Origin of the sequence: Clostridium akagii DSM 12554 (assembly GCF_000686725.1) — a bacterium.
GTDB classification, from domain to species: Bacteria; Bacillota; Clostridia; order Clostridiales; family Clostridiaceae; genus Clostridium_I; species Clostridium_I akagii.
In genome coordinates this window covers 49,333-71,898 of sequence record NZ_JMLK01000008.1, presented here as the reverse complement: position 1 = coordinate 71,898, position 22,566 = coordinate 49,333, and the positions used below count along the sequence as shown (strand labels likewise).

General features: G+C 30.8%; 26 protein-coding genes and 1 pseudogene. 16 read left to right on the top strand and 11 right to left on the bottom strand.

Annotated features, from left to right (window positions below):
* The first annotated feature begins 16 nt into the window (after positions 1 to 16).
* The 3 genes from BR66_RS0104400 to BR66_RS0104390 all read left to right on the top strand — a co-directional run bounded on the left by BR66_RS0104400 (position 17) and on the right by BR66_RS0104390 (position 2,193).
* Entirely contained in the window at positions 17 to 382 is a 366-nt protein-coding gene (locus tag BR66_RS0104400; RefSeq protein WP_026881823.1) for a winged helix-turn-helix transcriptional regulator, read from the top strand.
* 329 nt (positions 383 to 711) lie between these two features.
* Positions 712 to 1,587, top strand: a complete 876-nt coding sequence (locus BR66_RS0104395; RefSeq protein WP_026881822.1) for an SPL family radical SAM protein — start codon at positions 712 to 714, stop codon at positions 1,585 to 1,587.
* A 78-nt stretch (positions 1,588 to 1,665) separates the two neighbouring features.
* Positions 1,666 to 2,193, top strand: coding sequence for a GNAT family N-acetyltransferase (locus BR66_RS0104390; protein ID WP_026881821.1), 528 nt, complete (start codon positions 1,666 to 1,668; stop codon positions 2,191 to 2,193).
* A gap of 19 nt (positions 2,194 to 2,212) precedes the next feature.
* Here the strand turns inward: BR66_RS0104390 and BR66_RS23105 are convergent, their stop codons facing one another.
* Both BR66_RS23105 and BR66_RS25080 read right to left on the bottom strand, forming a co-directional pair.
* Positions 2,213 to 3,535 (bottom strand): MATE family efflux transporter, encoded by a 1,323-nt coding sequence (locus BR66_RS23105; RefSeq protein ID WP_084156334.1) that lies wholly within the window; start codon positions 3,533 to 3,535, stop codon positions 2,213 to 2,215.
* A gap of 295 nt (positions 3,536 to 3,830) precedes the next feature.
* A pseudogene (locus BR66_RS25080) lies at positions 3,831 to 4,070 on the bottom strand (stage II sporulation protein P); the annotation flags it as partial.
* Between the two features lie 124 nt (positions 4,071 to 4,194).
* On the opposite strand from BR66_RS25080, the gene BR66_RS0104375 reads away from it, so the two are divergent.
* From BR66_RS0104375 to BR66_RS0104365, 3 genes are all read left to right on the top strand, one after another.
* Positions 4,195 to 4,431, top strand: coding sequence for a helix-turn-helix transcriptional regulator (locus tag BR66_RS0104375; protein WP_026881820.1), 237 nt, complete (start codon positions 4,195 to 4,197; stop codon positions 4,429 to 4,431).
* The gene (def, locus tag BR66_RS0104370) at positions 4,432 to 4,902 is read left to right on the top strand and encodes a peptide deformylase (protein WP_026881819.1); all 471 of its coding nucleotides are present in this window, start codon (positions 4,432 to 4,434) and stop codon (positions 4,900 to 4,902) included.
* A 211-nt stretch (positions 4,903 to 5,113) separates the two neighbouring features.
* Positions 5,114 to 6,322 (top strand): alpha/beta hydrolase family protein, encoded by a 1,209-nt coding sequence (locus BR66_RS0104365; protein WP_026881818.1) that lies wholly within the window; start codon positions 5,114 to 5,116, stop codon positions 6,320 to 6,322.
* Positions 6,323 to 6,442: 120 nt separating this feature from the next.
* On the opposite strand, the gene BR66_RS0104360 is transcribed toward BR66_RS0104365, so the two are convergent.
* Together BR66_RS0104360 and BR66_RS0104355 are read right to left on the bottom strand one after the other, a co-directional pair.
* Entirely contained in the window at positions 6,443 to 6,811 is a 369-nt protein-coding gene (locus tag BR66_RS0104360; RefSeq protein WP_026881817.1) for an HsmA family protein, read from the bottom strand.
* A gap of 121 nt (positions 6,812 to 6,932) precedes the next feature.
* Positions 6,933 to 7,487 (bottom strand): TetR/AcrR family transcriptional regulator, encoded by a 555-nt coding sequence (locus BR66_RS0104355; protein ID WP_026881816.1) that lies wholly within the window; start codon positions 7,485 to 7,487, stop codon positions 6,933 to 6,935.
* Between the two features lie 282 nt (positions 7,488 to 7,769).
* Between BR66_RS0104355 and BR66_RS0104350 the strand changes: the two genes are divergently transcribed.
* The 3 genes from BR66_RS0104350 to BR66_RS0104340 all read left to right on the top strand — a co-directional run bounded on the left by BR66_RS0104350 (position 7,770) and on the right by BR66_RS0104340 (position 9,652).
* Positions 7,770 to 8,198 carry an EamA family transporter gene (locus tag BR66_RS0104350; protein ID WP_026881815.1) on the top strand — a complete coding sequence of 143 codons (429 nt, stop codon included), beginning with the start codon at positions 7,770 to 7,772 and terminating at the stop codon, positions 8,196 to 8,198.
* Between the two features lie 57 nt (positions 8,199 to 8,255).
* A complete protein-coding gene (locus BR66_RS23100) occupies positions 8,256 to 9,008 on the top strand; it encodes an ABC transporter ATP-binding protein (protein WP_207641230.1) in 753 nt (250 codons plus the stop codon).
* A gap of 335 nt (positions 9,009 to 9,343) precedes the next feature.
* A complete protein-coding gene (locus tag BR66_RS0104340) occupies positions 9,344 to 9,652 on the top strand; it encodes a 2Fe-2S ferredoxin (protein ID WP_026881814.1) in 309 nt (102 codons plus the stop codon).
* Positions 9,653 to 9,760: 108 nt separating this feature from the next.
* Here the strand turns inward: BR66_RS0104340 and BR66_RS0104335 are convergent, their stop codons facing one another.
* The 6 genes from BR66_RS0104335 to BR66_RS0104310 all read right to left on the bottom strand — a co-directional run bounded on the left by BR66_RS0104335 (position 9,761) and on the right by BR66_RS0104310 (position 14,828).
* Complete coding sequence (locus tag BR66_RS0104335) at positions 9,761 to 10,417, bottom strand: MgtC/SapB family protein (protein WP_242841109.1); 657 nt, start codon at positions 10,415 to 10,417, stop codon at positions 9,761 to 9,763.
* Between the two features lie 100 nt (positions 10,418 to 10,517).
* The gene (locus BR66_RS0104330; RefSeq protein ID WP_026881812.1) at positions 10,518 to 11,600 is read right to left on the bottom strand and encodes an ABC transporter substrate-binding protein; all 1,083 of its coding nucleotides are present in this window, start codon (positions 11,598 to 11,600) and stop codon (positions 10,518 to 10,520) included.
* Complete coding sequence (locus BR66_RS0104325; RefSeq protein ID WP_026881811.1) at positions 11,587 to 12,381, bottom strand: ABC transporter permease; 795 nt, start codon at positions 12,379 to 12,381, stop codon at positions 11,587 to 11,589. Before BR66_RS0104325 ends, BR66_RS0104330 begins: the two co-directional genes overlap by 14 nt.
* Positions 12,375 to 13,202, bottom strand: coding sequence for an ABC transporter permease (locus BR66_RS0104320; protein WP_026881810.1), 828 nt, complete (start codon positions 13,200 to 13,202; stop codon positions 12,375 to 12,377). The genes BR66_RS0104325 and BR66_RS0104320 overlap by 7 nt, the downstream gene beginning before the upstream one ends.
* Positions 13,203 to 13,204: 2 nt before the next feature.
* Positions 13,205 to 14,251 carry a spermidine/putrescine ABC transporter ATP-binding protein gene (potA, locus tag BR66_RS0104315; RefSeq protein ID WP_026881809.1) on the bottom strand — a complete coding sequence of 349 codons (1,047 nt, stop codon included), beginning with the start codon at positions 14,249 to 14,251 and terminating at the stop codon, positions 13,205 to 13,207.
* 37 nt (positions 14,252 to 14,288) lie between these two features.
* Positions 14,289 to 14,828 (bottom strand): cupin domain-containing protein, encoded by a 540-nt coding sequence (locus BR66_RS0104310; RefSeq protein WP_026881808.1) that lies wholly within the window; start codon positions 14,826 to 14,828, stop codon positions 14,289 to 14,291.
* 195 nt (positions 14,829 to 15,023) lie between these two features.
* Between BR66_RS0104310 and BR66_RS0104305 the strand changes: the two genes are divergently transcribed.
* From BR66_RS0104305 to BR66_RS0104275, 7 genes are all read left to right on the top strand, one after another.
* Positions 15,024 to 15,713 (top strand): response regulator transcription factor, encoded by a 690-nt coding sequence (locus tag BR66_RS0104305; protein ID WP_026881807.1) that lies wholly within the window; start codon positions 15,024 to 15,026, stop codon positions 15,711 to 15,713.
* Between the two features lie 33 nt (positions 15,714 to 15,746).
* A complete protein-coding gene (locus BR66_RS0104300) occupies positions 15,747 to 16,643 on the top strand; it encodes an ABC transporter ATP-binding protein (RefSeq protein ID WP_026881806.1) in 897 nt (298 codons plus the stop codon).
* Positions 16,644 to 16,664: 21 nt separating this feature from the next.
* Positions 16,665 to 17,672, top strand: a complete 1,008-nt coding sequence (locus tag BR66_RS0104295; RefSeq protein WP_341350060.1) for an ABC transporter permease subunit — start codon at positions 16,665 to 16,667, stop codon at positions 17,670 to 17,672.
* 13 nt (positions 17,673 to 17,685) lie between these two features.
* A complete protein-coding gene (locus BR66_RS0104290; RefSeq protein ID WP_026881804.1) occupies positions 17,686 to 18,480 on the top strand; it encodes an SGNH/GDSL hydrolase family protein in 795 nt (264 codons plus the stop codon).
* A gap of 97 nt (positions 18,481 to 18,577) precedes the next feature.
* Complete coding sequence (locus BR66_RS0104285; protein ID WP_026881803.1) at positions 18,578 to 19,498, top strand: ABC transporter ATP-binding protein; 921 nt, start codon at positions 18,578 to 18,580, stop codon at positions 19,496 to 19,498.
* Positions 19,498 to 20,292 (top strand): ABC transporter permease, encoded by a 795-nt coding sequence (locus BR66_RS0104280; RefSeq protein WP_026881802.1) that lies wholly within the window; start codon positions 19,498 to 19,500, stop codon positions 20,290 to 20,292. The genes BR66_RS0104285 and BR66_RS0104280 overlap by 1 nt, the downstream gene beginning before the upstream one ends.
* Before the next feature lie 276 nt (positions 20,293 to 20,568).
* A complete protein-coding gene (locus BR66_RS0104275; RefSeq protein WP_278246798.1) occupies positions 20,569 to 21,285 on the top strand; it encodes a sensor histidine kinase in 717 nt (238 codons plus the stop codon).
* A gap of 165 nt (positions 21,286 to 21,450) precedes the next feature.
* Here BR66_RS0104275 and asd read toward each other — a convergent pair whose 3' ends face one another.
* Complete coding sequence (gene asd / locus BR66_RS0104270; protein WP_026881800.1) at positions 21,451 to 22,530, bottom strand: aspartate-semialdehyde dehydrogenase; 1,080 nt, start codon at positions 22,528 to 22,530, stop codon at positions 21,451 to 21,453.
* Between the last annotated feature and the right edge of the window lie 36 nt (positions 22,531 to 22,566).

Below are 22,566 nucleotides of genomic sequence, written 5' to 3'. Positions count from 1 at the left end.
CCAAGGAGGAATAGATGTGGCAAGCAAAGAGGAATTAGAGCTATACTTAAATTTAATCAGAGAATCTGATAATACCAAAGACAAAGAATGTCCATTAAAAAATGCTTTGGAGATAATCGGTGGAAAATGGAAATTACGCATATTAAGACAGTTATTAAGCCAAGAAGTGGTGCGGTTTAATGAGTTGAAAAGGGCGATATCAGGAATAACAAATACAATGCTATCAAATTCATTGCATGAACTTTGTAATGATGAATTAATTACTAGAAATCAATATAATGAAATGCCTCTAAGAGTAGAATATTCATTAACTGATAGGGGAAAAAGTCTGCTACCATTATTTTATGAATTAACTATTTGGTGGAAAAAATTTGAAAGGTAGGTTAGATTGAATCCTCATAAAATATAAATGAATAGAATATAATGCAGGGTTAGTTAGTTAGTTAGTTAGTTGCTAGTCTAATATGGTATCTCTTCTACATCAAAAGGCGAAGACTTATAGTACCTATGTTAGGACACTGCATGATAAATTTGATCACGATAATATTAAGTCTATTTATATATAACATCATAGCTAGTTATGATGCCTAAGATCAACAATACTTTTAATTGCTACTTTTATCTAATATAATAGTAAATATAAAATTATTTGAATTGTTAATTGAATAGTATCCTAGGTATGAAATAAAATATTATTTGTAGGAGCGCGCCATGCATGAAAAAGAAGTAAAAGGTATCTTATCTGCACAGAATGGAATGAATATATATCGTGGATGTACACATGGCTGCATATATTGTGATTCAAGAAGTAAATGCTACCAGATAAATCATGATTTTGAAGATATAGAAGTAAAGATAAATGCACCGGAATTATTAGAGAATTCCCTGCGAAAAAAAAGAAAAAAATGTATGATAGGCACTGGTGCTATGTGTGATCCATATATTCAATTGGAAGAAAAACTTGGAAACACTAGAAAATGCATTGAAATTATTAATTCTTATGGATTTGGTTTTGCGATACAGACAAAGTCTTCAAGAATCTTAAGAGATCTTGATTTACTTAAAGAAATTAATAAGAAGACAAAGTGCGTGGTACAGATGACACTAACTACATACGATGAAGATTTGTGTAAAATTATAGAACCTAATGTGAGCACCACAAAAGAACGATTTGAAGTGTTAAAAATAATGCGTGATAATGGGATTCCTACGGTAGTATGGTTGAGCCCTATTTTGCCATTTATCAATGATACAGAAGAAAATATCCGGGGAATTCTGGATTATTGTATAGAGGCGAAAGTACATGGGATTATTTGTTTTGGCATGGGACTTACTTTGAGAGAAGGAAACCGTGAATATTTCTATAAAAAACTAGACGAACATTTTCCCGGAATGAAAGCCCGATATATAGAAAAATATGGATACACATATGAAATAACCAGTCCGAGCAATGATAAACTTACTAATATGCTGAAAACAACATGTATATCCAATGATATATTATATGATATTGGAGAATGTTTTAATTACCTTCATAAATTTGAGGATAAGAGTGAGTATGAGCAGTTAATGCTTCCTGGACTATAAAAAATACATTACTGATTATAAGCGAATAGCAACATCCAGAGGGGATCAGTGGGTGTTTACATTAATAGGAGGAACGATATGAATATAGTTTTTGATTTAGGAAAAACAAATGATATTGATGAATTAGAACAGCTCTATAACGATTTAAATGATCATTTGGCAAAAGGAGTAAACTATCCTGGATGGATAAAGGATATATATCCTGTTAGGCAAAATGCAATTGATGGAGTTGAAAATGGTAATCTCTATGTATCAAAATATAATGGTAAAATCATTGGTTCTATAATTTTAAGCCATGAACCTGAACCAGAATATTATAAAGCTAAATGGCAATTTGAGTCTGACTACTCAGATGTTTTTGTAGTGCATACATTTGCAGTACATCACGAATTCATGAAATGTGGTGTGGGCAAAGCATTAATTGACTTTTCAATTGAACATAGTATTAAGTCAAAAGCTAAATCAATTAGGCTAGATGTTTATGAAGGCAATATACCTGCTATTAGATTGTACGAAAAATGTGGTTTTAAATATATTGATACAGTTGATTTAGGACTTGGAAATCATGGGCTCAATTGGTTTAAACTATATGAAAAATTATTATAATGAACTTTTATTCATTGTTTTATAGTAACTTTTCCCACCTATTGCTTTTATATCTTATAAAGCAAATGATTGTACCTAAGACCCAAGATGCCATTTCACTGTAAGCAATAATTCTGAAGCCAATCAAATTTGCCAAGGAATAGGACAAAAATATTCTTAACATTAAAGAAACAATATTGCTTATAGCAGGCACAATAACATCTCCATTTCCTTGTAAAAATCCAACATAAGCATTTTGAATGCCAAATATAGGATAGAATATTGAGCAGCAAAATAAAAATTGTTGACCCATTACTATAACTTCCTTTGATACACCAAAGAGACGCATAAAGGTTGGAGCTCCAAAAACCACTGCAAGTGTAGTAATAATAGACATAGGAAGAATTATTTCAATGCCTTTTTTTAGGCCTAGTTTGGCTCTTTCCATGTTGCCTGCTCCCTTATTTTGGGCAACAAAAGTTGATATGGCAGAAGCTACATTTATAACAGGAAGAATTCCTATAGTATCTATTCTATATGCAGTAGTAACAGCTGCAACGGTTTGTGTACCAAAGGAGTTCATGACATTTTGTAGTAGTAAACTGCCTATTGCCATTATGCTAGACTGAATTGCAATAGGAAAACCTAACGTAAGACCTTGTTTAAGTATTTGTAAGCTAATAATATCTTTTTTAAATTTAAACCGTAAAACAGAATATTTTTTATAAACGTAAATAATCAAATATATTCCTGAAACAGCTTGTGCCAAAACAGTTGCAATTGCAGCCCCTGAAACACCCATATGGAATACACCAACAAAAATCAAAGCAAGTATTCCATTAGTTATGGTTGATACTATAATTGCATAAAGTGGGGTTCTACTGTCACCTATACCTCTAAGCATTGCTCCATAAACATTGTATATGGTAAGAAAGGGCACACCTACAAAAATTATTGACAGATAAGATTTTGCAAGGTTTATTATATCTGTGGGAGTATTCATCAAAAGAAGAATTTTTTTAGTAAATACTATTCCTAAAAATGAGAAAAAAATAGAAAGCAATACTAAAAAAACTACAAAACTACCGGCTACTTTGGTTATATCTTTATAGTTTTTAGCACCGTATTTTTGGGATATAAGTATGGTTACGCCTATAGTCAATCCTGATATTATGCATATAAAAAGATTAGATACGGTAGATGTGACACCGATGGCTGCAAGAGATGATTGTCCAACCAAATTACCTACAATCACTGCATCAACCCAATTATACAGTTGTTGAAGTATTCCACTGAGTATAAGTGGAATTGAAAATAATAAAAGTACTTTAAATATGTTACCTTTTGTCATGTTTTTATTCATAGTACAAACTCCTTTGCCAGTTCTAAAATACTAATGACTGCAACTCTTTGGCATGTCACCATAGAAATAAATAAAGTCGTCACTTTGAAAATCAAAGTGGCAACTTCAAGCAAATTTATTCGCTTTAGCTTCTCACATATTTCTATACTATTTAGGTAAATGGTCTAATATATTTTTGCTTTTCTAAAATCCATAGTTATGTAATTAGATTTACTATCTATAGTTTATCACATCATTTGCCATAACTCCAAAATTATAATATAGATTTCATTATTTAATTAGATGAAATTCAGAGCTATTTAACCTTTAAATATTCCGCAATTGCTCTTGCGATATAATGCGATGTTCCTTTCGCTTCATCTAATGTACCAACCTTTATAAGCATATTTTTATCAAAATGTGGATTAGTTTTAACCATAACAAACATAATTTTTCCTAGAGACTGTACATTTATTGTAGTAGCAAGATTTCTATTAGTAGTAAAAGAATTATCTTTACTTGATGAATCTCTATGTAAATCAATTATGAGTTTAAAGTCACCATAGTTATATTAATTATGCTTATGGTAAATAAAATATGGGATGTAAGGTTAACTTGACATAAAAATACAATGATGATATATTAATAATGTAAGGTTAACATTACAGAGGTGATTAATAATGAAAAATAAGTTGAAAAAATTTCGTGAGTCCCTTGGATTAACACAAGAACAATTGGGAGAACTATTAGGGGTATCAAGACAAGCAATTAATGCTATCGAAATGGAAAAATGTGAACCATCCATATGGCTAGCCTATGATATTTCTAAAATATTTCATAGTTCTATAGAAGAGGTCTTTATTTTTGAAGAGAGTGAAAGAAAATCAAGGGCACAGCAAAGTAGAGGTGTTGTTTAAATGGCATTAAGACAGATTAGACTTAGTGATGATGAACTACTCAGAAAAAAGAGCCGAGTAGTTGAAGTGGTAGATAATAAAGTAAGACAACTACTAGATGACATGGCAGAAACTATGTACAATACAGGAAATGGTGGAGGATTAGCAGCACCACAAGTTGGTATTTTAAAGCGACTAGTAGTAATAGATATGGGTCAAGGACTTATAAAATTAGTTAATCCAAAGATAATTAGTCAAGAAGGAAATCAAGAAGTTATAGAGGGGTGTTTGAGTATTCCTAATACATTTGGAAAATTAATAAGACCATCTAAAGTAACAATAGCGGCATTAAATGAAAATGGGCAGGCAATTGAATTAACAGCTGCAGGAGATTTAGCAAAATGTTTTTGCCATGAAATAGATCATTTGGACGGTATCCTATTTACTGATTTAGTTACTGAATATATAGATAGTGATATGGTAAATGTTTAATTTGAACTCAAAAATAATAAAAAAAGCATTATCACAATAAAATAAGTCGTGGTAATGCTTTTTCTATGTTGAAAAATGGTATTAATAGTGATATTATACATTTAATCAATGACATGATTATATCCTAAAGAATCTGCCGAATATATTTTAGTAGCTACTAAATTTATGTTTGATCCTGTATTATGTGTTTTTTGAAAGGAGAAGATCAGTTATGAAAGTAATTTTTAAAGACAACCAATTTTCGTTTCAGGTTTTAAGACTTCTTGGAGGAGCGACTTCTGGAGCTTCTGATATAGGAGAAGTTATTTCAACTGCAAAAAAAATAGGAGAAGGTGATTTCGAAGGTTGGTGCAGAGAATGGACTAATTTAGCAAAAAAAATTCATGGATTTGCTGATGAATACTATGCAAAGGAACATTTTGTTAGCGCAAAACATGCTTATCTTAGAGCTTCTAATTACTATAGGGCAGCTGAATTTTACCTCCATGAAAATCCAAATGATCCTAGAATAGATGAATTATATAATGCAGGTATTGAGTGTTTTTCATATGTTATGAAACTCAATAAACCAGTTATTGAAGCCGTTAAAATATCCTATGAAAATACAACACTGCCAGGTCACTTTTACCACGTTGAAAATGGAAATAATCCAAGGCCAGTTTTGGTCCTTGTGAATGGGTACGATGGGACTAAAGAAGAATTTTATGGATTAGCAATGTCGGCGCTGGAACATGGTATGAACTTTTTTACGTTTGAAGGTCCTGGACAGGGAGAAACAGTACGCAAGCAGCATTTATTCTTCAGACATGACTATGAAAAAGTTGTAACTCCCGTTATAAACTATCTTCTTTCAAGAAAAGAAATAGATTCTAACTGCATTGTATTGATGGGCGAAAGTCTTGGAGGATATCTTGCACCTAGGGCAGCCGCATTTGAACATCGTATAGCCGCTTGCATTGCTAATGGTGGCGTATATGATTTTATGGGATTTAGAAGACCTGCTAATTTTTCTAGAGCTGATTTTTATGAAAATTTACGCTGTAAACCGGAAGAATGTAATAATCTTTTGTATGAAGAAATGAAAAAAAGTTCAGAAATTAGGTGGGCAATGACACATGGAATGTACGTATTTGGCGAAAAGACTCCTGCTGCCTTGGTTTTAAAGACAGAAAATTTTTACCTTAAAGGAGTAGCAGAAAAAATTAAGTGTCCTACACTTGTAATTGATTCTGAAAATGAAGGATTCTTTAAGGGACAAGCTAAGATGGTTTATGATGAACTAAAATGCAAAAAAGATTTTATGCTTTTTACTAAAGAAGATGGCGCTGAAGAACATTGCCAGGTTGGTGCTAAATTAATTGCAGGTGAACGTATTTTTAATTGGATTGAAACAATTCTAAATAATAAAGCCTTAGTATAAGAGTGCCAATCCTTCATATTTTCGAATTATCCACATTTTATATATAAGTAAAGAGACAAGGCAACAGTCAAGATGCTTGTCTCTTTACTTGTTTAGTTAAACTATTTGTATTTCTTATTTTTAGTGGGAAGCACCAAAAATTGCTCCTGAAATAAAAGGTATTAACCAAATAATCCACACAATAATACTGAATTTGTGAAAATTTGTTTTAGCATCATCATTATTTTCAAATAAAACCAGGGTTGCCCAAAGTGCATGTAAAAGCATTAGACCAATTGCAAGTAATCCTGTTATACCATGAAAATTAAAATGAAAACCACCAATAGCGATTTTACTCATAAGGGTTGTCCCTATGGTATCAAATACAAGTCCTAGGTAAAACATAACCAGATGCCACTTTTTTAATTTACCCTGAAATTTTTCACTCCATACGCCGATGGTGTAAAATATTAGTGCTGATGTAATAGATGAAATTGCATAAATTAACATAATAATAACCTCCCATTGTATAATATTTTTGTAATCACATATTGTATGAACGATGTTCATATGAAACTAAAATTTTTATTTATTATTCACAAAAGTAATATTTAAAAAGTGTAAGTGAGCATTAAAGTAATTCCTTTAAAAACATTTCAAAAGATGAATATTTAAACATTGGCATCTGAATCATAGTAATATAATTCATTAATACAAACTTTGCTGTTTCATAGGAATTTAGCTTAAGAGTAATTTTATTATTTTCTGCTTCTTTTAGTAAAATGGTTTCAATGATTTTTACTAATTTCTCCATATAAATATTTTCCTGTATTAGACTATCTTTGACGCAATTCGGATTTTTGTAAAGTTCAGGTTTAAGCCATATATCTTTAAAAGTTTTAACAAAAATGCTTAACTTATTAAATATGTCATTTAATTTAGTATACAATACATCATCTGAATTTATGATATTTTTAAGTACATATAAGTTATTTTTCCAATAGTCAGTCATCAGTTCAACAATTAGGTCTTCTTTAGTTGAATAATAATTATATATGGTGCCAAGTGCAATATTACATTTCTTAGATAAAGTTCTCATGGAAAACTTTTCTAGACCTTCATTATATAAAATTTCTTTTGCACCGTTTAATATAAGTTGCTCTGGATTTTCAATTATTCGTGACAATTACAACACTTCCTAAAATTGATTATAAAACTTATATGAACACTGTTCATTATAAATTCAGTTAGGGCGTTTGTCAATATACAACGGTAAAATAATTTTCAATGATTTGGACATTGAGTATAAATAGTAATACTATGATAAATATTGAAATTATCCATAGTTTCGGATATAATTTATAATATATAAACGGAAGGATAAGCCCGAGAAGTCATCTATATGATATTCTTGGGCTTATCTATTTTTTTGTGAGATTAAAATTTATATGATAAGTGAGGTTAGTGTATGTCTATGTACATGTTTTCTATTATAATTATTGTAGTGTCCAACATAATGTATAATATATGTTCCAAATCAATTCCGGCTAAGGCTAACCCTTTTTCATCATTGCTCATAACATATTTGACTGCAGCAATTATAACTATGATTGCACTTAAATTTTATAAAACCGATAATGGACTTGTAAAATCATTTCAGGATTTAAACTGGGCAAGTGTAGCACTTGGTTTTAGTATTGTTGGTCTTGAGCTTGGATACATAATGGCATATAGGGCAGGATGGAACATAAGCCTAGGTTCTTTGGTAGCCAATATTATCCTTGCAGTAATGCTTATTCCAATAGGTATATTGTTTTTTAAAGAAGGATTTGGTTTAAATAAAATATTTGGAATAGTGCTTTGCATCCTTGGATTAATACTTATAAACAAAAAATAATCGATGAACTCTCAAGCGATGATTGCATATAATTTCATGCTAATTATATTGTATAAAATGGAGATAATAAGTATAATTATATTTATAGAGGGCAATATAAATTTTAAAAATGTATGTTTTTCCTATGATGAAAAGAACATATTTAATGATTTATCTTTTGATATTACTTCGGGGAGTTCGGTGGCATTTGTAGGAGAAAGTGGCTCAGGAAAATCAACCATTGTTAAGCAAATCATAGGTCTACTTAAGCCAGATTCGGGCAAAATCTGTATTGGTGAAAATGATTTGTCAAAGCTTAACTTAAATAATTTTTATAATTATATTTCATATACATCACAGGAATCCCCTGTTTTTGACGGAACACTGAGAGAAAATATGATTTTTGACAAGAGTATTCCAGACCAGAAAATTATTGAGGTGCTAAAGCAGGTTGAACTAACAGAATTTTATTATAATCTCCCCAAAGGACTTGATACAGAAGTTGGAGAAAGAGGAATAAAGCTTTCAGGTGGAGAACGTCAAAGATTAGCATTAGCCAGGGTGTTTTTTCAAAAAACACAAATTGTTATATTGGATGAAGCTACTTCAGCTATGGATAATGTTACGGAAGAAAGTGTAATGAAAAATTTGATGTCATTTTTAAAGAATAAAACCATTATAACTATTGCACATAGACTGAGTACAATAAAGAATGCAGATAAAATATATGCATTTAAACATGGTAAAATTGTTGGTGAGGGAAGTTTTAAAGGACTTCTAGAACACAATCAATATTTTGGTGAGTTATGGAATGATAGAATGGAGGATTGATAAAATCAAAAGGGAAATATAAATTTTACTACACCTAAAGATGGAAAATATATTATTAGAATCGTTGGAGCAGGCGCAAGTGGTAATTTTAATATAAAAGTAAGTTCGGGTCATAATATAGATATCACCCATAAAGATTTTATCTGATTCTATGATGATTATACGTAATTTTTATAAGCAAAATGTTGGGTCCAGGTAATCTAGGTTAGTGATACAAAATGTATAAATATCAGTTAAAACCACCATTTAATGATATAACATCAATAAAAGTGTTGATATTATATAAATTTAATGGTAAAGTTGATATATATTTATCAATTCGGGAGGCTGATTCAATGATTAATCCTAAGTATCATCTTTTCATTTGTACAAGCTGCAGAGTTAATGGAAAACAACAAGGCCTTTGTTATTCAAAGGGATCTGTAGATATTGTAGGTTCAGTAATGCAAGAAATTGAGGAAAGAGATTTATCTGGAGAAGTTATGGTAAATAATACTGGATGTTTTGGAATTTGTGATAAAGGTCCAATAATGGTAGTGTATCCTCAAGGGGTTTGGTATGGTAATTTAACAAGTGACGACATAGAAGAAATCTTTGATAAACATATCGAAGGTGGAGAAGTAGTTACTAGATTGCAAATATGAAAATAATGCCACAACAAAATTTTGCATTTTGTTGTGGCGTTATTTGTTGAAAAATTTTTTATCAATTGGCTTTTTTCAATAGGTATAACAGTACACATTTAACAAATATCAGGATATGGTGACCTTTTTAATAAATTCAAGTTGAAGTAAATATTGAAGTACATCTTTATTTGATTTGTTTGAAGGAAGTTCCGTGGTCATAATTATAATGATATTTTTTTTATCTTCAACATTGATATCCGTGGTTATAATTCGTATATTTTTGTCTGTAATAGTAGAGGTAAGAAGGTCAACTTTATTTGTACTATCTTGACTGCCATCCAAAGTTAACTGAAATTCACAGAAATTGTTATTTCTAATTTTTCTATCAATATGAAATACATCTTGAAGGATAAAATAAATAATAACAGTAGCCATTATTGCCGGAATGTATAAACCACTTCCAACAGCAAGACCAATGCACGCAATAAACCACATACTTGCAGCAGTGGTAAGCCCAACAATATTCCTACCATCTTTGATTATACTGGCCATGCCTAAAAAGCCTATGCCGGAAATTACTTGAGCACCTAATCTCATAACATCAATATTTGATTTATTTATTAAGTTATAGTCTATGGAAATAATCTGAACTAATGCAGCACCAACACAAACAACTATGTGGGTCCTTAGTCCAATGGACATACCTCTTCGTTGCCTTTGCTGTCCGATTAATCCACCTAAAACACATGCTGTTAATATTTTTATTAAATCTTGTAAATACAATATTTTCTCACATCCATATAGCCTATAGCTATTTAATATATATCTATAAATGTTTCTTGAATTTGTAAAATAATCTAGCTTCCATGTAATTTAAATATTTTTACTTTGCTGTAACCGTAACCCAAGCATCACTATAAGCTTTTCTTGTGGTATCGCCAAGGTCAGTGAATACATCAGAATTGCTAAGGGATGATTCATCAGGATAGGAAGCCTTATTGTTTTTTTCTTTGTCACTTAAAGTGTTAAATGTAGCCTTGTTCGGGGTGCTATATCCAATAAAATCAACGTTCTTTTTATTAACCTTTGCATCTAGCAAAAAGTTAATGAATTTTTCAGCAGCATCTTTATTTTGTGAGCTTTTAGGGATTACCCAACTGTCAAACCATTTGTTAGTTCCTTCTTTTGGTATTACATATTCATATTTACCGGGTTTTTCATTCATAAGTACAGCAGCATCACCAGAGTAAATTACTGCCATTGGTTTTTCACCATTTCTTAGAGCATCTTTAACTTCATCACCAACATATACAGGATTTATAGTTTGTCGCTGGGTAATCAATGCATCTGTAGCTTTTTTTAGTTCGTCGCTGTTTGTGGAATTCATAGAATAACCTAATCTTTTTAAGGATATACCTAATGAATTTCTCATATCATCTGACATGAATATTTTGTTTTTATATTTTGTATCCCATAGTGCATTCCAACTGTCTATTTTATCTTTAATTTGAGTTTTATCATAGATTATCCCTATGGTGCCCCACATATATGGAACTGAATATTTATCTTTAGGATCATAACTTAAATTTTTATATTTATCATCTATATTTTTATAATTTGGAAGCTTTGAAAAATCTAAAGTTTGTACAAGATTCTCCTTAATCATTCTGTCCACCATGTAATCAGAAGGACAAACTAAATCATATTTATTTGTACCGGATTTTACCTTTTCATACATCTCTTCATTTGTTGCAAATGTAGAATAATTTACTTTAATTCCAGTTTGTTTAGTAAAATCTTTTATTATGCTAGTATCTATATATTCACCCCAGTTGAACACGTTAAGTGTACTTGATGATTCGGATGAACCACTACTGGACTTTCCTGGAGCATAGCAACCAGTAAAGGCAGAAGCTGAAATAGCAGTTATCATTGCAAGAATTATAAATTTTTTAGTAATTTTCATTTTTTCTCTCCTTTTTAAATAGATCTTTGCCATTAGCAAGGAACAATAAAATTAAAATAGTTATGAACATCAAAGTTGATAGTGCATTAATTTCAGGACTTATACCACGCCTAGCCATAGAGTATATCTCAATGGAAAGGTTTGTTACATTGGAACCTGTATTAAAAAAACTTATTACAAAATCATCAATAGACATTGTGAAGGCAAATAAAAAGCCAGCCATTATTCCAGGCTTAATTTGAGGTAGTATTACTTTTCTCATTGTATAGCTTGGAGTGGCACCCAAATCAAGGGAAGCTTTAACTATGTCAGTAGGTAGCTGTTTTAATTTTGGAAGTACTGATAGAATCACATAGGGCACAGAAAAAGCTACATGTGCAATAATAAGAGTAATTAGTCCAAAAGGAACTTTAAAAAATATAAACAATGTCATTAAGGAAACAGCTGTAACTATATCAGGATTTAGAACAGGAAGGTTATTAACACTTAATATTGTTTTTTTACCTATTCCTTTTTTCATTTTATCAATTCCAATGGCAGTGATTGTTCCGAATATAGTGGAGATTATTGAAGAAACTATGGCTACAAGTACAGTATAGTACAGTGCAGTTAGTATTCGATCATCACTTAATAACGTACTGTACCACTTTAAAGAAAAATATCCCCACTTAGAAGAAAATTTCTCTGAGTTAAAAGAAAATATTATCAAAAACATTATAGGAGCATACAAAAATATATATGTTAGAGCAAGATATAGCCTTTTTAGATGTTTACCTACCACAGCCGTCCACCACCTTTTACATCATCTTTATCAAACCTCGTAAGCACAGCCATGGAAAGAAGTATTATTATCATCATTAAAATTGAAAGTGCAGAACCAAAATACCAATCGCCAACTGTGGTGAACTCAGATTCTATAAGGTTACCTATAAGCATAAATTGACCACCACCAAGAAGCTGAGATATTACAAAGGTTGAAACTGCTGGCATGAAAACCATAGTTATACCTGACATGACTCCAGGAATACTTAAGGGTAGTATAATTCGTTTAAACACAGTAAGTTTATTTGCGCCTAAATCTCCAGCTGCTTTTATAACATCTTTATCAATTTTAATTAAAACTGTGTATATTGGTATAATCATAAACGGAAGAAAATTATATATCATTCCAAGAATGACTGCTGCATCAGTGTACATTATATCCACTGCAGGGAAACCAAGTGTAGTGATTATAGTATTTATAATTCCGTTCTTGCCAAGAATGGACATCCACGCATAGGTTCTAAGCAGAAAGTTCATCCACATTGGAATAACTAGAAATAGCATTAATATATTCCGGGTTTTGCTTATTGACTTTGAAATTATATAGGCAACAGGATATCCTAAAATTAGGCATATAGCTGTTGAAATTAAAGCAAGTTTTATAGAATTTAAGAAAACCAGCATATACAGAGAATTAAATAGTTTTGTGTAGTTAGAAGCAGTAAGGTTTCCATTACTATCAATAACACTAAAGTATAATACAAGAAAAATGGGAACTACTATGAAAAGTATGCTCCATACTATGTAAGGATAATGGGCTATTGTTCCTTTCTTTTTCATAGTTATTCACTAGCCTTTCTCATAATATGAATATCATTAGGGAATATATTTATTCCTATATTTTCACCAACCTGCGCATGCAATGTGTTATGAATCACCCATTCAGTGTTAGCAATTTGGACTTTCATTTCATAGTGTACACCTCTAAATACAACTGAAGTAATTTTCCCTGAAAGCATACCATGATTGCTTTCAGTAATTTTAATATCTTCAGGTCTTATAACAACTTCAACTTTTTCGTCTTTATTAAAACCTTTGTCTAAACATTCAAATGCCTTTTCCTGAAAATGGACTTTAAAATCTTCCTCCATAACACCATCAATAATGTTACTTTCACCAATAAAATTTGCAACAAAACGATTTTTAGGCTCGTTATATATATCCTCAGGAGTACCAATTTGTTGAATTTTGCCTTTGTTCATCACCACAATTGTATCTGACATAGTTAGTGCCTCTTCTTGATCATGGGTAACGAATACAAAGGTGATTCCAAGTTGCTTCTGAATATTTTTAAGCTCAATTTGCATTTCTTTTCTAAGTTTTGAATCTAAAGCACCAAGCGGTTCATCCAAAAGCAGTAGTTTTGGTTCATTAACAAGAGCTCTAGCAATGGCCACTCTTTGTTGTTGACCTCCACTTAAAGAATCTGTAGACCTTTTTTCAAAGCCATCAAGTTCCACCATCTTCAGCATGCCTTGAACCTTTTTTTTAATTTCCTTTTCAGGAAGTTTTTTGATTCTAAGACCAAAGGCAACATTTTCATATATATTCATGTGAGCAAACAATGCATATTTTTGGAATACCGTATTTATCTGTCTTTTATATGGAGGTACTTCGTTTATCACTTTATCCTCAAAAATAATGCTGCCGGTATCCACAGTCTCGAAGCCTGCAATGATGTTAAGAGTTGTTGTTTTTCCACAACCGCTTGGACCAAGTAATGTGATAAATTCATTCCTCCTAACTTGTAAGTTAAGACTTTCTAGTACAGTATTATCATCATATTTTTTTGTTATGTTGTTAAGTTCTATCAATATATCTTTTTCCATAATTGTAAAGTCACACCTCTCTTATTAAAATTAAAAGTTAGAAGGATGGAGGATTGCTTATCCAAATAATTTTCGCAAGTTTTTTTCCTGCATTGGATATTTGATGGTTAACCTTAGGTTTAAAATAAAAGCTTTCACCAGTTTTAACTTTATACTTCTTATTGCCAAGTCTAAGCTCTATAGTTCCTTTCAAAACATACCCGAATTCTTCACCTTCATGGGGTTCATCTTCGGTATAAGCACCATTTTCTTCTAAAGTAAGTATAATTGGTTCCATGGAATCCTTTTGCGAATTGGAAACAAGCCATATCAAATTGTATTTAAGGTTATCGTCGGAGGTTTCATTAGTATCCTCTTTTGTGAAAACTACTTTTTCTTGATGATTCTCACTAAAAAATTCAGTAAGATTAGTTCCTAGAACATCAAGTAAATCAATAAGAGTGGCAATTGAGGGGGAAGTTAAGTCCCGTTCTACTTGAGATATAAATCCCTTGGACAGTTCGCATCTGTTAGCTAGCTCTTCTTGAGTCAGTTGTTTTTCTATTCTAAGGCTTTTTATTTTTTCTCCAATTTCCATATTTTCACCTGCTAATTAATTTTCATTTTGATAATAGTATATGTAAACTACAAGTTTAAATATACTAAACTTACAAATAGTAATTATACAAAAAAAGTAATAAAAAATCAATAAAAACTTTTTATTTGCTTATAACTATGGGATAATTATATATGTATTAATATAGAAAAAGTGGCTTATAGAGGAGTAATATAAATGTTAGATAATATTAAAATATTAATAGTTGAAGATGATGAAAATATTAATAGACTCTTAGGTGATATGTTGCATAAAAACAAATATATTACTAAAGCAGCCTATTCTGGTACAGAAGCACTTATATATTTAGAAAATAATGAATGGGACATGGTTATTCTTGATTTGATGCTACCAGGAATTAAAGGAGAAGATTTACTAGTAAAAATAAGAAAACATAAACAGATGCCCGTAATAATAATATCTGCCAAAGAAGGAAAAGATGTTAGGATTAACACTTTAAAAATGGGAGCAGATGATTTTATATCAAAACCTTTTGATGTAGATGAGGTTTGTGCTAGGATTGATTCAAGCATTAGAAGATATAAAGAATTTTCTAGTGCCTCAATATTCAATGGTATATTTAAATACAAGGAGATTTCTTTAAATAAAGATAATAGAGAAGTTTTTGTAAATGAAGTAAAAGCACCGCTCACTTCAATAGAATTTGAAATATTAAGTCTTTTAATTACTTATCCAAGGAAAGTTTTCTCTAAGGCAAATGTTTTTGAAAGTGTTTGGAAATCAGAATATTTATGTGATGACAACACAATTAATGTTCATATTAGTAATTTAAGAAGCAAGCTCAATAAAGCAGGAGCCACAAATGATTATATCCAGACAGTTTGGGGAATTGGATATAAAATTTAGAAAGTTAAGATAAATAGAAAAAGAGGGGTTAATATGGAAGAAGTATTATTACTGGATAATGTTCATAAAACAATAAATGGCAGGGAAATTATAAAGGGTATAAGCTTTTCAATTAAAGCAGGAGAGGTTTTGGGATTTCTTGGACCCAATGGATCAGGTAAATCTACCACACTTAGAATGATTGTAGGACTTTCAAAGCCTACTGAAGGCCAGATAAAGATATGTGGTAATTCAATTGTTAAGAACTATGTTAAAGCTATGAGTAATGTGGGCTGCATAATAGAAGGGCCTGATTTATATAATTACATGACGGGCTGGGACAACTTAGAGATGCTTGCAGTGATGAATAAAAATATATCAAAACAAGATATCATAAGCGCTGCTACTATTGTAGGAATGGAAAAACATTTGAAAGAAAAAGTTGGTACATATTCCTTGGGAATGAAACAAAGAATGGGAGTTGCACAAGCCATTATGAATAAGCCAAGGCTTCTTATTTTAGATGAACCAACCAATGGGCTAGACCCATCTGGAATAAATGAATTCAGAAATCTAATAAATAGATTTGCCAAAGAAGAAAATATGGCTGTTCTAATTTCAAGTCATCTTATGTCAGAAATTGAATTGATTTGTGACAATGTTTCTATAATAAAAAATGGCGCCATTTTAAAAAATGCAGTGGTAAAAGAACTTTTAAATAGCCAAGAGGTATTTTGGATATTAGATGATAACAAAAAAGCTATGGACATATTAAATGAATCTTGGGGAATAAATTCAAAAATAGATGGGGATAAACTTGTTGCATCAATGGATAAATCTATTATAAGTGAAATAAATGCTTCATTCATAAGGGAAGGATTAAAATTGAAATTTGTAGATAATAGACATAAGACTTTAGAGGATCTGTTCCTAAATATTACAGAGAACTAAAACATAATTAATGATTAGGGGATGATAGAATTGATAAAGCTTATTTCAAATGAAATAAAAAAAATAATGCTGAAAAAAAAATTACTATTAGTTTTAGCAATACTATTAGTAGAGATAATAGCATTTGCTTATGGGGAAAACAACACAAATAAGAAAACTCAAGCGAATTTTACCAAAAGTCAAAGCGCAAATTATAATTGGAATCCAATTATAAAGCAGCAAATTCAGACTCTTAATAATAAACTTAACTTCAAAAACCTTAAGGATTCAGATAGAAAAAGCATAGAAATACAAATTGATCAATACAACTATTATTTAAAAAATAATATAAATCCACTGGGAACTTCTGCTGCAAAATTTACAGGGACCTTAATGCAGGAGTCGGCTACCATGTTATTACCACTACTCATTATAATATTTGCAGGAGATAGTGTTTCAGGAGAATTTTCAGGAAGAACAATTAAAGTGCTACTAACAAGGGCTGTTCCAAGGTGGAAGATACTTATGAGCAAATTCTTATCAATTATTATAATATCAGCAGTAGTAGTGGTTGAAACTGCGGTGATATCATTGATCGTTTCCAAAATAACATTTCATAACTGGGGTTTTATGGAGCCACTTGCTACAGGATTTAAAGTTTCTGGTGGTAAAATTGATGCCTCGAACATAATGGAGATATATCAATGGCAATATTTATTACTGATTTATTCCTTAGGATTTTTCATAGCAATTGTTATTGCTAGTATATCTTTTTCTATATCAATTTTTGTAAAAAATACAGCTGCCTCTATAAGCATAATGATGGCAGCACTAATAGGGGGAAGTATTTTGCAGTTATTTATAGATGATTGGCCATTTGCAAAATATTTTTTCTCAGTAAACCTTAGATTGCCTCAGTATCTTACAGGATCATTTAAAGTTGTAGATGGTATGAACCTTACATTTTCTATGATTGTGTTATCTGTATGGGCAGTGGTAGCAGTAATAGCAGGGATATTGGTATTTTATAAACAAGATGTACTGGTATAAAGGGGGGAGCTAAATGATAAAAAAATTAATGCTTAGAATCATAACAATAGTTGGGATTATAGTTATAATAACAGCTATCATTGGGATAATAACTTCCATCTATATAACCACAAGACCAATGGATAAAACTGCTGTGAAAGATAAAACAACGAAAGAAACTATAAAACCCACGGGAAAACCTAAAAATAATGTATATAATATTTTATCCATGGGTGATTCTATTGCAAACGGTACTGGGGATGAAACCGGTAGAGGCTTTGCAGATTATTATGCGGATAGTTATAAAAAAGATACAAAACAAACTGTTAATGTTAATAATATTGCGGTTAATGGGGATGTGTCAGATGGACTGAGTCAAATTGTTAGAAATAAAGAGACTTCGCCTATAATTCAAAGCTCTAACCTAATATTTATATCCATAGGTGGAAATGAAATAAAACAATTTGCAACTTCAGATGATATATCTTCACTGGCAGGGATAAAAACTGTAGAGAATCATTACCTAAGTAATTTAGGGAATGTATTAAAAAAAATACGAAGTGAAAATAGTAAATGTATGATTGTGTTCATAGGGTTGTATAATCCATTTGGAGATGACATAACCCAAGATAAATTAGAGTTACTAGATGATTGGAATTATGAAACTCAAAAACTTGTTTCAGATGATAGTAACGCTGTATATATACCAACCTATGATCTATTTAAGTACAATATGAAAAAGTATTTAACCATAGATAACTTTCATCCAAATAGTGAAGGGTATAGGGCTATAGCTAGAAGAATAGGCGAAACTTTGAAAAACAAGTGACAAGTTGAAAATTAAGACTTTCTTAAGGGTTTTCTTTATAATTGCTTATTATTTAGTGATTATAATGAAGATAGGTTAAAGAGAAAGGGGAAAATTAATGAATGAGTTTGCAATTAAAACTATAAATTTAAGTAAAAAGTTTGGTAATGCCTTTGTTGTGGAAAATTTAAGTATTAATATTAAAGTAGGTGAAATCTACGGCTTTATTGGGAAAAATGGAGCTGGAAAAACTACGACTATAAGAATGATAACAGGTGTTGCGGCTCCTAGTAGTGGAGAAATTCAATTGTTCAATAACCATGAGCAATCCAAGAAAGATGCAGCAAGAAAAAGAATAGGGGTTTTAATTGATCAGCCAGCACTTTACCCTAATATGACGTATTATGAAAATCTTGAAGTTAACAGGCTACAACGAGGAATTCCAGGAAGAGAGTGTATAGAAGAAGTATCAGATCTACTAGGACTCGAAGAGTATGAAAATAAGAAAGTGAAAAATTATTCACTTGGCATGAAACAAAAATTAGGAATGGCTATTGCCTTGCTAGGTAATCCTGAATTATTAATACTAGATGAACCTATAAATGGATTAGATCCAGTTGCTATTGTAGAAATTAGAGAGTTATTAAAGACGTTAAGAAAAGAAAGAAATATGACTATATTAATTTCAAGCCATAATCTAGGGGAACTATATCAACTGGCAACATGTTTTGGAATTATACATAAGGGAAGACTTTTGGAGGAACTTACATTAAAAGAACTTGATGAAAAATGTAAAATAAGTTTAAATATTAAGGTGGATGATACAAATAAAGCAGTTTTAATTTTGGAAAATCAGCTTAACACACAAAATTTTAAAGTGCTCCAGGACAACACAATAAAACTCTACGATTATGTAGATGATGTAAAAACAGTATCTAAAATATTAACTAGTAACGGTGTTAATATCGAGCAGCTTGTATCAGCAGGGGATAGTTTAGAAGACTATTTCGTGAATTTGATAGGAGGTGCAAGTAGATAATGTATAACTTAATTAGAGCTGAGTTTTATAAGTTAAAGTGCGATAAAACATACAGAAGTATATTAGTGATAACTGGATTATTAATGGGAGTATGCATAATGTTAATGGTCACCAAAGCTGGGGCAGGAACTATAATTAGTCTTAATGATATTTATGGATTTAATATTAATAAATTTAAAGATATAAATAAACCAACTGTACTGGGTATTTTTAATTCGGCCCAAGGATTTAGTCCAGTGCTTCAGATATTAGTTGTATTTTTCGTGACAAGTTTTGTTTTAAATGAATATAATTATGGAACATTTAAAAATTCAATATCCCTTGGAAGTAGCAGAATAAAAATATATATATCTAAATTAATGATTATATCTTTTGGAATATTAATTATAACTTTTTTTATGTTATTTGGTTCAGCTTTAGCTGGGACTGTTTTTGGCAAAGCATCTGGATTTTTTAATTATAATACAATTTCACAAATGTTTAAATCAATCTTATTAAGTTGGTTTATATTTACGGCTATGGCATCACTTTATATGTGTTTTTCAATAATCGTTAAAAGTAAAGCTATAGTAACAGCAGCTGCGATAGTTATATTGTTTAGTGAACCCTTAATTGTAATAATGACTAATCATATTAATTACGGGGATTACTTGCCTTCATTTTTATTGATGAAGATATGTAGTATGCCATTATATGGACAAGCAGTATATAATATAGTGCTAACTTCTATTATATGGATTATCATTACAAGTATAATTGGAATATTCATATTTAAAAATCAGGATGTGAAGTGAGAAAAATGTAAGGAAGCATGAAAATATATAATAATATGAAATTATTATTATTTTTATGATGCCTAATATAAGAAGGTGAATTAAATAATCCTAATTCCGTTAATTTTAATAATTTGTGCTAACTTTACAATTATATTTTTACTTAAAAGAGAAATAAAAAGTATTACAAGAGAGTTAAATGATTACAACAAGGATATTTCTCATAAAAAGATATCAGTTTGTCTTTTTGACAAAGATATTGAAAGCTTATCTGTTAGTATAAATAAAAACATAGATTTGAATATAGAGGCACAGGCCAGACAAAAGAATATAGAAGAGGATATAAAGAAATCAATTGCAAATATTTCTCATGATTTAAGGACTCCACTCACCTCAGTCATTGGATATATACAGATGATAAAAAAAAATGATTTAACTAAAGATGAGCAAGATAGATATTTGGATATTGCACTTAACAGATCAAAATCACTTCATAGATTGTTGAATGATTTTTTTGAACTTTCAGTTATAGAGTCACCTGAGTATAAACTCCAAAATGAGATTGTAGACATAAATAATGTTCTTTGCGAGATGTTAACTTCATTTTATGAAGACTTTACAAGCAAGGGTATAGTCCCTGAAATAAATATGCCAGATAAAAATGTAGCTGTTATGGCAAATGATGAGGCTATAAGGCGCGTAATAGAAAACTTAATAGTAAACATGATAAAGTATTCAGAAGGCAAGGCTAACATCAATTTGGAGGCTAATGGCGATGATGTAGTACTATACACATCCAATGCAGCATTAAATATTAGAGAAGAAGATGTGAATTCAATCTTTGATAGGTTTTATAATGGAGATATTTCTAGAACAAATAGCAATTCTACAGGCCTTGGTCTAACCATAGTAAAAAGTCTTATGGAAAAAATGGGTGGCAAGATTCACGCAGAGCTAAAGCAGGGTAAACTATATATTTATTGCAAGTGGAAAATATATAGGTTGCCTAAATAGGAACAAAATATAATTATTAGAAATAAAGGGGTAATATGAGTAGATTTATCTACTCATATTACCCCTCATTGATTCTTCGGCGTCAGCCGAAAATCTTCATCAAATTATCACTTGTCACTATCAATATAGTAACCAGATTCCTACTACTTTGAACCATCTACTCGGTTAGTCCAAGTATCCTTCTCTATAAAGCAATTCTGCAGTTAGTAGAGCACCACCTGCTGCGCCTCGAAGTGTATTGTGAGAAAGACACACAAATTTATAATCGAATAGAGAATCTTCTCTTAGACGTCCAACTTCAACGCCCATTCCTTTCTCCATTTCACGGTCAAGTTTTGGTTGAGGTCTAAACTCATCTTCAAAGTAAGTTATGAACTGCCTTGGTGCTGTAGGAAGTTCTAGAAGTTGAGGTTTTCCTTTAAAAGTTTTAAAGCAATTGAGTATTTCCTCTTTGGAAGGTTTTTTCTCAAATGAAACAAATACTGCAGCAAGATGGCCATCAGAGACTGGAACTCTAATGCATTGCGAAGTAATAATTGGAGTTTTAGTGCAAACTATTTTATTACCTTCAATATGACCCCAAATTTTTAGTGGTTCACCCTCGCTTTTCTCTTCCTCCCCAGGAATGAAAGGAATAACATTATCAAGTATCTCAGGCATTTCTTTAAAAGTTTTTCCACTTCCTGATATTGCTTGATAAGTACAGGCAAGAATTTTAGTAGGGTGGAATTTTAAAAGAGCACTTATAGCAGGAACATAACTCTGAATTGAGCAGTTTGGTTTAACTATAATGAAGCCTTTTTTTGTACCTAATCTTTCTCTTTGCTTAGGGATTATTTCAAGATGCTCAGGATTTATTTCTGGAATAACCATAGGCACATCTTCTGTAAATCTATGAGCTGAATTATTAGATACAACAGGAACTTCATGTTTTGCATAAGCTTCTTCTATTTTTTTAATCTCTGTTTTATCCATGTCTACAGCACAAAATACAAAGTCAACTTCTTTGGAGATTGTATCTATTTCATAAACGTTTTTTACAACAAAATCTTTAATATATTCGGGCATAGGGATATTCATTTTCCATCTGTCATTTACCGTACTAAAATAAGTTTTTCCAGCAGAACGTTTACTTGCAGCTACCACTGTAACTTCAAAATATGGATGATCTTTAAGAAGCGTTACAAACCTTTGACCAACAAGACCGGTAGCACCTAAGAGACCTACTTTTAATTTTCTGTTCATTATTGAATCCCTCCAAATCATTTTCTATTAATAATT